Raw genomic sequence first — 13,171 nt, 5'->3', positions numbered from 1 at the left:
TTATTCGTCGGCGCGGCCGGCGGTGGCGTGCTCGGTGCGCTCGGAGGCCTCGATGATGTTCAGGGCGTGGTTGCCGATCGCTTCGAGGTGGTTGTTGGTCTCAGTGTAGAGCATCTCGGTCTGGACCTCGCCGCCGGCCTGCATGCGGCGGACGGCACCCTTGTTGTGGCGCTTGCGCAGGCCGTCGATGCGGTCCTCGATGCGATTGGCGTTCTCGAACATTTCCCCGGACACGCCGGACAGCGCGTTGGCGCAGAGGTCGAGGATGGCGCGGACCTGAGAGCACAGCGCGGTGAGTTCGCGGTGCTGCTCTTCGCTGAAATGGCGGCCCTTTTCGTACTTCCGCTGCACGATCTTCACCAGCCGGTAGATGCGGTCGGTGGCTTCCTCGTACTCGGAAACGACGCGCAGCATCGAGGTGATCTGGCTGGCATTCGAGGGCCCGATCTCGTGCGAGGAGCACTGGATGAGATAGGAGGTGATGTCCTTGAGCATCTCGTCGCAGTCGTCCTCCATCTGCTTGAGGGCGGCGACTTCGGCGGAAAGGTCGGTCTGCGGGTGGTTGAGCAGGTTCACGAAACCATCGAACATCTGCGAGGTCAGCGTGTTCATCTGGCGGGTGGCGTTTTCCGCCTCGGCGAAGTTCAGCTCGCCGAGATCGACGAGGCCTTGGGAAATGTATTTCAGCCGCGGTGAGGCGGCCTGCGGCGAGCGGTCGCGGACCCACCATTCGACCAGCTTGGCGATCTGCGGCACGAACCAGATCAGCAGGCAGATGTTCACCAGGTTGAACGAGGTGTGGAAGATGGCGGTGGCGAAGGCGATCTCGGAGGTCTGGAAGCCGTCCGTGGCCGAGCGCATGCTCTCCGGCAGCGACTCGGCGATCTTCCACACCAGCGCCGAGAAGGGCACGAAGGCGACCAGCATCCACAGCACGCCGATCACGTTGAAGGTGAAGTGGGCGCGGGCCGCGCGCTTGGCGTGGACGTTCGCCCCCAGCGCGGCGAGCCACGCGGTGACGGTGGTGCCGATGTTTTCCCCGAGCACGATGGCGGCGGAGTTCCGGAACACGCCGAGGGGATCGGTCACGTCGCCCAGCCAGCCGTTGAGCGCGCAGGTGATGGTGATGGCCATGGCGGCGGAGGAGGACTGGACCATCAGGGTCAGCGCGATGCCGCCGACGAGGTAGAGCACGGTGGAAAGGAAACCGCGGCCGCCCATCCAGGTGACGATCTGGCGGATGGTCTCGGCGGTGGCCGGGTCCTCCTTCATCATCGACTTGAGGTCGGGCACGGAATCCTTGAGCAGCCCCAGCCCGAAGAACACGAGGCCAAAGCCGAGGAACAGCTCACCCCAGCTCTTGCCCTTGTCCTTGCCGATGAAAACGAAGGGCAGCCCGATGCCGATCAGCGGCAGCGCCACGGTATCCACGCTGAATTTTCCGATCAGGGCGACGATCCAGGCGGTGATCGTGGTGCCGAGGTTGGCGCCCATGATGACGCCGATGGACTGGATGAGCGTCAACAGGCCGGCATTGACGAAGGACACGACCAGCACGGTGGTGGCCGAGGACGACTGGACCAGCGAGGTGGTGAAAAACCCGGTCAGCAGGCCGCTGAAACGGTTGCCGGTGATGTTGGCGAGGGCCTGGCGCATCTTCTTGCCGGCGACCCGCTGGACGGCCTCCGACATGATCTTCATCCCGAAAAGGAAGACACCGAGGGCCCCGAGGACGTGGAGCAGGCCAAGGACGACGGATGGGGCGGAGACGGTGGCGAAAAGCGGCATGGGTGGTGACGAAACCGTCACAAACACCCAGTCCGAGCGAGGAAAAAGTCCGTCCGTTCAAGCCATCGCCCCCGTCGTCAGGGCCCGATGGATTCCACCTCCACGCGGGAGAACGGGCGGGGTTGCGGCGGGTTTTCATCGATGACAAGGATGTCACCGAAGGGCTGCCGCCCTGCGTCTCAGCCTCCGACGCGCGCCTCCAGCGCACTGAAAACGGCTGCGGGGACGTAGCGGCGGACCATTTCCTGCCAGCCCTCGGGGCCGAGCAGGGATTTCACCATGCTGGAGGAGACCTCGGCGATGTCGCGCGGCGGCATCAGGAAGGTGGTGGTGATCCCCGGCGCGAGGTCGGAGTTGATGTGCCGCATGACGCGCTCGTATTCGTAGTCGTCCGGGCTGCGGATGCCGCGCAGCACGAAGGTGGCCCCCATTTCCCGGGCGTAGTCGACGAGGTAGCGGTTGTGGAAATGGGCGATCGCGAGCCGTTCGCAGCTCGGCACCGAGGCGTTGAGCAGGTCGAGCCGTTCCTGGATGGAAAAGGTGTAGGTTTTCGAGGGGTTGTCGCCGATGGCCACGATCAGCCGGTCGAACAGCTCGAGGCCGCGCTCGATCATCCACAGGTGGCCATTGGTCGGCGGATCGAAAGAGCCGGCGTAAACCGCGGTGCGCATGGGCGGAGCTTCGAGACTCAGCCTGGAAGATACAAGCCACGGGTTTCGTGATGCTTTTCCGCTTGGCGGTCACGCCGGGGGAAACAGATTGGGCGCCGGTGGATCCGATCACACAGGCGGCGCTCGGCGCGATCGTGGGGGCGCTGATGCTGGGCCGGCAGCTCGGCCGACCGGCGATCGGCTGGGGCGCGCTGTTCGGCCTGCTGCCGGGCATCGATTTTCTGCTGCTGCCCTTCGTCGACACCGTCTGGGATCTGCGCATCCACCGCGGTTTCACGCACTCGCTGCTGTTCGTCGTGCCGCTGGCCTGGCTGCTGGCGAAGCCGCTTTCGAAGCGCTGGAAAAAGCACAAGGTCACGCCGGCGAGGGCCGGGTGGTTCGTTTTTCTGGCGCTGGCCGGGCACGTGTTGCTGGCTTGTTTCACGGTCTCCGGCGCGCAGGTGCTGTGGCCGGTGCCGATGCCTCCGGTGTCGCTCGACAACCTGCCTGCGAGCGACCCGCTGTTCGCGCTGCCGCTGCTGGTGGCGGTCGTCCGCGGACTTTTTATCGAGGCAAAGCGCTGGAAAAAGGGCGCCGGGCTGCGTTTCACCGCCGTCTGCCTGGCGATCAGCTCGGCCTACGTGGGCGTCAGCTTCTGGGCGAAGTCGGCCGTCTCCCGCGCCGCCGTGGCGGACCTCGACCGGCGCGGGATTTCATGGCAGCGGAAAATGGAGGCCCCGGCGCCGTGTTCGATCCTGCTGTGGAGGGTCGTGGCACGCCATGGCGATGAGTTATGGGTCGGCTACCGGTCGATCTTCGATGGCGACAAGCCGCTGCAGTGGACCATTTTCCGCAAGGACACGGCGGCGCTCGACGAGTGGGACGAGCACGCCGAGGTGGCGACCGTGCGCTGGATTTCCAAGGACTGGTGCCTCGGCCGGCCGCGGGCTGGCGGCATCTGGCTGGTCGACCTGCGCTTCGGCGAATACCGCGAGTGGGACGCCCGCGGGCTGGCGCTGCGCCCGGTGCACGCGTGGGACTACCGGCTGGAGACCCGGGGCGATCCGATGAAGACGACGATCAAGGACGACCGCGACACGAAGGCGATGATGGCCCGGCTGTGGCGACGGATCTGCGGCGACCAGGAAGGCTGGGAGGACCGCCCGCGGCTGATCGGCGATCCCGGCCGCCCGCACGAGTTCCTCGGCTCGGTGCGATGAAGGCCCCGGGAACTTGCGGACCGGCCGCTCCTTGCTAGATCAGGACCATGCGCACGCTGATCCGCGACCTCCTCACCGCCACCGCGCCCGCCGCGGAAATCGAAGCCGCCGGCTGGGTGAGGACCCGCCGCGACTCGAAGAGCTTCTCTTTTCTCGAAATCAACGACGGCTCCTGCTTGGGCTCGCTGCAGGTGGTGATCGATCACGGCATCCCCGGCTCGGACGACCTGCCGAGGATGACCACCGGCTCGTCCGTCCAGCTCGTCGGCCGGCTTGTTTCGTCGCAGGGCGGCGGGCAGTCGTGGGAAATGCAGGCCTCGGCCGTGCGCCTGCTCGGCATCGCGCCGGAGGACTACCCGCTGCAGAAAAAAGGGCACTCGCCGGAGTTCCTGCGCTCGATCGCCCACCTCCGGCCGCGGACGAATCTCTACGGCGCGATGTTCCGCCTGCGCAGCCGGATGAGCCAGGCGGTGCACCGCTTTTTCGCCGAACGCGCGTTTCACTATATCCACACGCCCATCATCACCGCCAGCGACTGCGAGGGCGCGGGCGAGATGTTCCGGGTGACCACGCTCGACCCGAGCACCGGCGCGAAGCAGAAGTTCGAGGACGACTTCTTTGAAAAGGCCGCCCACCTGACCGTCTCCGGCCAGCTCGAGGGCGAGGCCTTCGCCTGCGCGCTGGGGCGGATCTACACCTTCGGGCCAACCTTTCGCGCGGAAAACTCCAATACCTCCCGCCACGCGGCCGAGTTCTGGATGATCGAGCCGGAGATGGCATTTTGTGATCTCGAAGGAGACATGGATCTGGCGGAGGAGATGTTGAAATACCTCGTTGTCGAGGCCTTGGAAAAACAGGAGGGCGACCTGGCGATCTTCGAGAAGTTCGTCGACAAGGGCTTGCGCGAACGCCTCGAGTTCGTGGCCTCGAACCCCTTCCAGCGGATCGAATACGCCGAGGCGGTCGATATTCTGCAGAACTCCGGCAAGGCCTTCGAGTATCCGGTCGAATATGGCCACAACCTGCAAAGCGAGCACGAGCGCTGGCTGACCGAGGAGCACTTCCAGCGGCCGGTCACGGTCTTCAACTACCCGAAGGAGATCAAGCCGTTCTACATGCGGCTCAACGATGACGAAAGGACCGTCACCGCCATGGATCTGCTGGTTCCGGGGATCGGCGAAATCGTCGGCGGCAGCCAGCGCGAGGAGCGGCTCGACATGTTGCTGGCGAACATGGAGCGCCACGGCCTTTCGACCGAGGAATACGGCTGGTATGTCGATACGCGGAAATTCGGCAGCGTCCCGCACGCCGGCTTCGGCATGGGCTTCGAGCGCCTGCTGATGTTCGTCACCGGCATGCAGAACATCCGCGATGTCATCCCCTTCGCCCGCACGCCGGGCCACTGCGAGTTCTAGGCCTTCACCATCATCCACACGGACATGGCGATCATCATCAGATTCTCGCTGAGCGAAATGAAGCCGAGCGGCACGCTGCTGCCACCGCCCACACAGGCGCAGTTGAGGTCGCGTTTTTCGACGTAGACCGCCTTGATGATCGAGATGGCGCCGATACCGCTGGCGATGAGCACGATCGGCGCGACCACCCAGGTGAACAGCCCGGCGATCATTAAGGCCCCGCCGCCGGCCTCGATGTAGGGGTAGACATAACTGTAGGGCACGTATTTCCGCGCCAGCAGGTCATATTGGACGAAGCCGGTGGAAAAGCCGAGCAGGTCCTGAAGCTTGAGGATCCCCAGCACGCCCATGCTGAAGGCGATGAACAGTTCGATCACGCGGATGGCGTCGAGGCCGCCGCGCATCGCCCAGCAGGTGGTGAGCGCCATCGCGAAGGCCACGGCGAAGACGGCGACCACCGGCTGGTAGGTCTCGCCCTGCTTCGGATCCTGCTTCATGCCGAACTTCTCGCGCAGCTCGTCATAGTTGTAGCGGTCGTCGCCGATGAACACCTGCGGGGTCTCCTCGTAGCCGTGCTTTTCCTTGTAGGCCTCGTTGGCTTCCATGGACTCGAGGTGGTGGTCCTCGACCTCGTAGCCCTTGCGTTGCAGGAGATCCTTGGCTTTCACCCCCCACGGGCAGAGGTGGTCGGGGGTGACCATGCGGTAAACGGTGGCGGCTTTCTTCATGGCGATGGCAGCGGGTGGCGCGGAGTCGCCCGACCCCGCATGATCACCCAAGCATGGATATGCGATCCATCAAACGGATCGAGCCCGGCCGCCAGGAAAGGTGGGCCCAGTTCCCTCCGCGAGGCCGGACCGAGGGCCGGGGGAGCGCGTGGACGAAACGGCGTGCGATCCCCGAATCGCCGGGCGGGGTCATGGCGTCACCGTGACGTGGATGCGCCAAAACAGGCGCGGCTGGAGGTGAGGCAGCGCGACTTCGATCCTGTCGCTGAGGAAGCCGTTCTCGATGACGGTGACGCCGGGGCTCGAGGCGGTGGTGGTGGCCCCGATGTGATAGATGGAGGGCCACGTTTCGAGGTCGCTGCCGGCCTCCACGCTGAGATCGATGTCCGGCGTTTCCGACAGGTCGGCGCGCAGGAAGCTGACGGTGTATCCGCCATGGCCGAAGGCTCCGACCGGGTGGGCCGGCAACGAGGGCTGCCCGGGGTGGCTGCCGGCGATGTATTCCAGCGCGTTGCAGATGCCGTCGTCGTCCGGGTCCTCCGTCGGACCTGCCTCGGGGCCGGTGATGCCGTAGCCGAGCAGCCAGTCGGCGAGGCCCGGCTTGCGGGTGGTGAAGGACAGGATTTTCCCGGTCTGGGGAAATGGATTGTCGGCGTTGGTGGCGCGGGCGCGGAAGTAATAGGTGGTGCCGGGAACCAGGCCGGTGAGCTGGGCGCTGACGGGTTCGTAGAAGCTGCCGGAGCTGGTATTGCCGCTGGACCACGGCAATGAGGTGGCGAGATCGGGCTGCACGCCGAAATCGAATCCTGCCGCGCTGGTGGTCCCGTTCGGCTTGATCAGGCCGTGGAGCACGGCACTCGTGTGGCCCACCCCATCCGCGGGCAGGGTGAGCGCGTTGGGACCGAAACGGAGCCGGAAGATCTGCCCGTTGCCACCGATGCCGGCTTCCTCCAATGCACCATAATAGTGACCGTCACCCCCTGCGGTCAGAGGGCTCGATCCAGGATGGAATCCCGGCGCGGGCCACGCGTAGCGGGACAGCGGCAGGGTCCAAACCGCGGTTCCCGCGTAGCCTCCGCTGACCGGGATCCGGAAGATCGCCCCGCGGGAATGATTGCCGCCCTGCCGGGAGATCCCCCACAGGGTGCCGCTCGCGTCGGCCAGCAATCCACCCGCGGGATTTCCTCCCGGCCCGGGTCCGCCGAGCGCCGAGAAAGGGTGATGGGAGTCCAGGGCGCCACCGCTGATGCGGAGGGAATAGAGGGTTCCTCCGCTGGTGCCGGACAGGACGTTGGTCACTCCCCACATGCGTCCGTCACCACCGGCGGTGAGCGGCCCTTGGGGGATGACATCAGTTTCGCCGCTGGGAGGAAAGGGATAGACCTCCGAGTAGGTGCCAGTGGAGGTGGCGATTTTGAAGACCGAGCCATGGCCGCTGCTTCCCGACCGGTAGGTCACGCCCCAGAGAAATCCGGATCCGTCCGGTGCCAGCCCGTCCATCGCCCCGTCGCCGTGGGTCTGAGCCGTGCCGGTCCATTCGTGCACGGTGACGAATGCGCCCGTGAGTCGGTTGACCCTGAAAACGGTCCCCCGGTCCGCAAGCCCGCCGGCCCGGCTGGTGCCCCACAGCCAGTCGCCCACGCGCACCAGTTTTCCTCCCGGCCAATCCCCCTTCGCGGCGCCAGTCGTGCCGGTGAGTGAGACGACCGTCGATACGGCACGCGTCTGCGAATCCACCTTGAAAATGGTCCCGTGCCCGAGTCCTCCGCCGGCGGTCACCCCCCAGAACCCGCCATTGCCTCCATCGATCAAGCCGGAGGGTCCGCTGCCGGGGGCGGCACCACCCGTCCCGGTGAACTCCGCGAGGGTCTGGATTTCGCCGGACTCGGGATCGAGAGTAAATACCGTGCCGTTATCCGATCGACCCCCGAGCAAGGTGGTGCCCCACAATTTCCCGCTATCCGTCATCACGAATCCCCCGTTCGGGCTGCGACCTCTCACCGGCGGCAGGTCGTCGTCCAGCAGTCGGACGGCGGTGATCGACGCGGGGAGGGCGCGGGTGGCCACCTTGAAAATCGATCCCACGCCGGCCGGTCCACCATGCGTCGCGGTGCCCCAGAAAACGCCCGAGCTGTCGGCAGTCAGCGGCGCCACCGACGAGTAGCCGGTTTCCTCGGAGAATTCCGCGACGGAGGTGACCGAACCCGTCGACCGCTGAACCTTGAACACGCCGCCGAGACCGGAGCCTAGTCCTGCCGTGGTCGTCCCCCAGAGGTTTCCCGAGCTGTCTTCCGTGAGACCGCCCGAGGGTTTCCAACCGGTCGTCGCCCAGTCGAACTGATGCACCACGGTGATCTCCCCAGTGAGCGTCGCCACCTTGAACACGGCCCCCTCGGGACCTTCCGTGATCCCTCCTCCCGCCGTTCCCCACAAGAACCCCTCCCCATCGTAGTGAAGCCGGGCGGTGATGGTATCGAGCACCGGGAATGGAGCGAAGTCCGCCATCCGCGTGTAGTCGTGGGAGGCGATGTCCACCTTGAACACCACTCCCTGGCTGCTCTGCCCGCCTTGCGCGGTGACGCCCCAAAGCGAGCCGTGCCCATCCGCCGTCAGTCCGCCCACCGGCCAGGCCCCGGGAGCCGGGCCGGCGGTGCGGCTGAAGGAAATGATCGAGGCGAAAGCCCCGTCGCTGAGGCGGAGGCGGAACACGGTGCCGTCGTCGGTGAGGCCGCCGCCGGTGGTCGTTCCCCAAAGTCCACCGGTGCCGTCCGGTTCCAGCGTGCCATCGGGGAAAGATCCGTTGTCGCCGTTGAACTCGACCACCGTTTCGAAGGTGCCGGTATGCCAGTTGTATTTGAAAACGGTTCCCACGTCGGAGGCGCCGCCCCGGAAAGTGGTTCCCCAAAGCCAACCCGCACCGTCGTCCCACAGCCCCCCTTTGGGTTCGTATCCGGGATACTCGTCCCGCAGGCCGGTGAAGTTCACCAGGGTCGTCACCGTCCCCGTTTTGGTGATCTTGTAGAGCGTCCCCTTTCCCTCCCCACCCCCGGTGGCGGAGAGACCGAAAAAGGCCTCCTCGCCCGCGACTGGAATCAATGCCCCCCGTGAAGGCACCTTGGGCGGCGCCGTGAACGAGGCGAGCGGCTCATAGACCGGCCCCGCCGATGCCACGGACATCATGACCCAACACCATGCGGCGGCCGGAACGCGGCGATGTCCGCGACGGCCAAGTTCGAGCTTTTGGAAGATGGCGCTCATGACGCCGCAGGGGCCACACGGGCTGGCGGGCAAAGGGGTGGAAACCGATCACCTCCTCCACCACTTTTTTCGCGCAGTTAGCAGAAACTCCACTGCGCGTGCAAGGCGGAAAAGGACGGGAGTGTCAGGCGTGACCCGCGCCCCCGGGTGTCCGCGGGCCGGCACAGGGCGGCAAGGGCTGAGGGCGGACGAAGGCGGTCGCCTCAGGCCGCCCGGGGGTGGGTTCGTCCGCCGGCTTCCTCCTTCGCCGCATACAGCACCGGCACCACGAACATGGTCATCAGCTCGATCAGCATGCCGCCGAAGATCGGCACGGCCATCGGGGCCATCAGGTCGGAGCCGCGGCCGGTGCTGGTGAGTACGGGAAGCAGCGCCAGCAGGGTGGTGGCGGTGGTCATCAGGCACGGACGGACGCGGCGCTGGCCGGCTTCGAGGACGGCGGCGCGGATGGCCTCGCGGCCGCGCGGCTTCAGCTCGTCGAAGCGCTGGCGGAGATAGGTCGACATGACCACGCCGTCGTCGGTGGCGATCCCGAACAGGGCGAGGAAGCCGACCCACACGGCGGTCGAGAGGTTGATCGGCGAGACCTGGAAAAGCTGGCGCAGGTTGTGGCCGAACAGCTCGAAGTCGAGGAAAGTGGGGCGGCCGTACAGCCACAGCAGCAGGAATCCGCCGGACCAGGCGACGGCCACGCCCGAAAATACGATGAACGTGGTAACAACGGAGCGGTTGTCGAGATAGAGCAGCACGAAGATCGCGCCGAGCGCGAGCGGCACCATGGTCCAGAGCGTGCGGTTGAACTCGAGCGCGGACTCGTAATTGCCGGCGAAGTCGTAGCGGACGCCGGGCGGAAGGACGAGGCGCCTGTCGTCGCGGGCCGCCTGCAGGAAGGCGGCGGCGTTTTCGACCACATCGACCTCGGCGAAGCCCGGCAGCGAGCCGAAGGTGACGTAACCGGTCTTGAAGGTGTCCTCGGCCTTGATCATCTGCGGGCCGCGGACGTAGCGGATGCGGGCGAGCTGCGAGAGCGGGACCTGCGCGCCGCTGCGGGCGGTGACCAGCACGCGGCCGAGCATCTCCTGCGAGTCCCGTACTTCGCGGGCGTAGCGGACCTGCACGCCGAAGCGCTCGCGGCCCTCGACGGTGGTGGTGACCACGCGGCCGCCGACCGCGGTCTGGATGGTATCGTGGATGTCGGAAATGTTCAGCCCGTAGCGCGAGGCGGCGTCGCGGTTGGGAATGATCTCGAGGTAGGGTTTGCCGACGATGCGGTCGGCGTTGACCGTTTCGGTGGCGAGGCCCTCGACTCCGCCGCTGCGCAGCAGGTGCTCGATCTGCACGCCGACCTGCTCGATTTCGGAAAGACTGTCGCCCTTGATCTTGAGTCCCATCGGCGCGCGCATGCCGGTGCGCAACATGACCAGGCGGGTCTCGATCGGTTGCAGCTTCGGCGCGCCGGTCACGCCGGGCATGCGGGTGGCCTGTTCGATTTCCTGCCAGATGTCGTCGGGCGTGCGGATGCCGGGCCGCCACTGGCGGTAGGGCTTGCCGCCGGGATCCTCGATCAAGCTACCACGGTCGTCGTAGATGAAATCGCCGTCTTTTCCCGTGCGGAAACGGAGCACGCGGCCCCTGTCGTCGGAGCGGTATTCGGGAAGGTAGTTGACGACCGTTTCGATCATCGAGATCGGCGCGGGGTCGAGCGGTGAGTCGACGCGGCCGATTTTTCCAACGACGCGATCGACCTCCGGAATGGCGGCGATGGCGCGGTCGAGGCGGCCGACCGTGTCGCGCGCTTCATCGATTGATGCGTGCGGGCTGACGGTCGGCATGAAGAGAAACGATCCTTCGTCGAGCGCCGGGCGGAACTCGCGGCCGAGGCCGGGGAGTTTTTCGGCGGCGCTTCGCCACAGCCGGGTCTCGGTGATGCCGGGCCCGACGGTCCGCGGCAGGAAGGCGAAGATTTTCGGGAATCCGAGCCACACGCAGAAGGCGAACACGAGGAACGCGCCGGGCACGGCGAGGAAGAGCGGCTTGTGATCGAGACACCAGCGAAGCACGCGCGGGTAGGTCATTTCGAAGATCTTGAAGCCGAGCAGCAGGCCGCCGACGACGAGGATGACGAAGATGATGTTCTCGAGCGCGTTGCGGTCGAGGCCGAGCGGCATCCAGTCGAGGGTCAGGAAAACCACCACGCCGAGCGCGGCGACGGCATTCAGGCCGAGGACCACGGTGCGGCGGGTTTTTCCTCGGACCCATGGATCGACCGCCACCCCGGCGGCGAGGGCGAGCAGCGCGAGGGCCAGCGGGGTGGAGAGGGAAAACGCGATCACGCCCGCGGCGGCGAGCAGGCCGCAGGAAAGGGCGCGGCGGCTCCGGAACCATTTCGGAAACGAGCCGAAGAGCAGGTGCGCGACGGGCGGGATGATGGTCAGCGCAACGATGATCGAGGCGGTCAGCGCGAAGGTCTTGGTGAAGGCCAGCGGGCGGAACAGGCGGCCGGCCTCGCCGGTCATGGCGAAGACCGGCAGGAAGCTGATGACCGTGGTCAGCACCGAGGTGGTCACCGCGCTGGCGACCTCGGTGACGGCGCGGTAGATCACGGCGGCGCGGCTTTCCCCGGGATCGGACTCGTCGAGGTGCTTGAGCATGTTCTCGGTGAGGACGATGCCGACATCGACCACGGTGCCGATGGCGATGGCGATGCCGGACAGCGCGACGATGTTGGCATCGACGCCGGCGATCTTCATCGCGATGAAGGTGATCAGCACGGCCAGCGGCAGCATGGCGGAAATGAGCAGGCTGCTGCGGAGGTGGAGCACCATCACGACCACCACGATGATGGTGACGAGCACCTGCTGGACGAGCGCCTCGTCGAGGGTGTTGAGCGTTTCGCCGATGAGCTGGGCGCGGTCGTAGAAAGTCACGACGGTGACCTGCGAGGTGGTGAGCCAGTCCGGCCAGTCGGCGCGGGGTGTGTTGCGGGTGAAGGCGAGCCATGCCTCATCTCCGAGTGTGCCGTCCGCTTCGAATGCCGGAGATAGGTCGTGCTCTCGAGCGAAGGCCTCGACGCGGGCGTGATCGGTCTTTTCCCAATCGACCACGGCACGGACCGGCAGCGCTGACTGGAGTTCGGCGATCTTCGATTTCGCGGCCTTGATGGCTTCGAGCGGATTGGCGCCGTAGCGGGCGACGACCACGCCGCCGACGGCATCGGCGCCGTTCACGTCGAGCGCGCCGCGGCGCATCGCCGGGCCGAGATGGACGGAGGCGACGTCGGCGACGGTGATCGGCGTGTTGTCGCGGACGGCGACGACGGCCTGTTCGAGGTCGCCGACGCTTTCGATGTAGCCGGTGCCGCGGAGGAAATACTCGACGCCGTTGACGGCGAGGTTGCGGGCGCCGATTTCCTGATTGGACTTGCGAACGGCATCAACCACCTGGGCGAGCGTGACCTCGTTGGCGCGCAGGCGGTCGGGATCGACATCGACCTGATACTGCCGCTCGAAGCCGCCGATCGAGGCGACCTCGGCGACGCCCTTGGCGGAAAGCAGCGAGTAGCGGACCTGCCAATCCTGGATGGCGCGGAGTTCGTCGAGGTCCCAGCCGCCGGCGGGCTTGTCCTCGGGGTCGCGGCCTTCGAGCGTGTACCAGAAGACCTGCCCGAGGCCGGTGGCGTCGGGCCCGAGGGTCGGCGCGACATCCTGAGGGAGCAGGTTGGCGGGCAGGGAGTTGAGTTTTTCCAGGACCCTACTACGACTCCAGTAGAACTCCACGTCCTCCTCGAAGATGAGATAGATCGAGGAGCTGCCGAACATCGAGTAGGAGCGGACCTCCTTGACACCCGGGATGCCGAGCAGGGCGACGGTGAGCGGGTAGGTGACCTGGTCCTCGACGTCCTGCGGCGAGCGGCCGGGCCAGTCGGTGAAGACGATCTGCTGGTTGTCGCCGAGGTCCGGGATGGCATCGACGGCGACGGGATCGCGCTTGTAGCCGCCGGTGTCCCAGTCGAAGGGGGCGACGCGGATGCCCCAGGCGATGAAGAAGGTCAGCAGGAGCAGGACGACCAGCTTCTGGTGGAGGCAGAAATGGATGAGAGATTTCATCACGAA

7 protein-coding genes are annotated in these 13,171 nt (G+C 66.2%); 2 read left to right on the top strand and 5 right to left on the bottom strand.

All coding sequences use genetic code 11. The features are described 5' to 3' along the window. Positions 1-1,788 carry a Na/Pi cotransporter family protein gene (locus tag ABXH26_RS11920; RefSeq protein WP_353567296.1) on the bottom strand — a complete coding sequence of 596 codons (1,788 nt, stop codon included), beginning with the start codon at positions 1,786-1,788 and terminating at the stop codon, positions 1-3. Positions 1,789-1,967: 179 nt separating this feature from the next. Then, entirely contained in the window at positions 1,968-2,459 is a 492-nt protein-coding gene (coaD, locus tag ABXH26_RS11915; protein WP_353567295.1) for a pantetheine-phosphate adenylyltransferase, read from the bottom strand. Positions 2,460-2,557: 98 nt separating this feature from the next. Between coaD and ABXH26_RS11910 the strand changes: the two genes are divergently transcribed. After that, positions 2,558-3,658 (top strand): metal-dependent hydrolase, encoded by a 1,101-nt coding sequence (locus tag ABXH26_RS11910; protein WP_353567294.1) that lies wholly within the window; start codon positions 2,558-2,560, stop codon positions 3,656-3,658. A 47-nt stretch (positions 3,659-3,705) separates the two neighbouring features. Further along, the gene (gene asnS, locus ABXH26_RS11905; protein WP_353567293.1) at positions 3,706-5,073 is read left to right on the top strand and encodes an asparagine--tRNA ligase; all 1,368 of its coding nucleotides are present in this window, start codon (positions 3,706-3,708) and stop codon (positions 5,071-5,073) included. Here asnS and ABXH26_RS11900 read toward each other — a convergent pair. From ABXH26_RS11900 to ABXH26_RS11890, 3 genes are all read right to left on the bottom strand, one after another. Next, on the bottom strand, positions 5,070-5,801 hold the full coding sequence (locus ABXH26_RS11900) for a glutaredoxin family protein (protein WP_353567292.1): 732 nt from the start codon (positions 5,799-5,801) through the stop codon (positions 5,070-5,072). The two genes, asnS and ABXH26_RS11900, sit on opposite strands and share 4 nt — an antisense overlap. Positions 5,802-5,990: 189 nt before the next feature. Then, the gene (locus tag ABXH26_RS11895; RefSeq protein ID WP_353567291.1) at positions 5,991-8,981 is read right to left on the bottom strand and encodes a choice-of-anchor tandem repeat GloVer-containing protein; all 2,991 of its coding nucleotides are present in this window, start codon (positions 8,979-8,981) and stop codon (positions 5,991-5,993) included. A gap of 281 nt (positions 8,982-9,262) precedes the next feature. After that, the gene (locus tag ABXH26_RS11890; protein WP_353567290.1) at positions 9,263-13,165 is read right to left on the bottom strand and encodes an efflux RND transporter permease subunit; all 3,903 of its coding nucleotides are present in this window, start codon (positions 13,163-13,165) and stop codon (positions 9,263-9,265) included. Positions 13,166-13,171 lie beyond the last annotated feature (6 nt).

This window comes from Haloferula sargassicola (genome assembly GCF_040362925.1).
GTDB classification, from domain to species: Bacteria; Verrucomicrobiota; Verrucomicrobiia; order Verrucomicrobiales; family Akkermansiaceae; genus Haloferula; species Haloferula sargassicola.
This window is presented reverse-complemented; position numbering and strand designations above follow the sequence as displayed.

What these genes read in the sequence shown, in the direction of transcription:
- ABXH26_RS11895 (WP_353567291.1), bottom strand. Translation starts at nt 8,981, where the DNA reads ATGATGTCCGTGGCATCGGCGGGGCCGGTCTATGAGCCGCTCGCCTCG.
- ABXH26_RS11900 (WP_353567292.1), bottom strand. Translation starts at nt 5,801, where the DNA reads ATGAAGAAAGCCGCCACCGTTTACCGCATGGTCACCCCCGACCACCTC.
- coaD (WP_353567295.1), bottom strand. Translation starts at nt 2,459, where the DNA reads ATGCGCACCGCGGTTTACGCCGGCTCTTTCGATCCGCCGACCAATGGC.
- ABXH26_RS11920 (WP_353567296.1), bottom strand. Translation starts at nt 1,788, where the DNA reads ATGCCGCTTTTCGCCACCGTCTCCGCCCCATCCGTCGTCCTTGGCCTG.
- asnS (WP_353567293.1), top strand. Translation starts at nt 3,706, where the DNA reads ATGCGCACGCTGATCCGCGACCTCCTCACCGCCACCGCGCCCGCCGCG.
- ABXH26_RS11890 (WP_353567290.1), bottom strand. Translation starts at nt 13,165, where the DNA reads ATGAAATCTCTCATCCATTTCTGCCTCCACCAGAAGCTGGTCGTCCTG.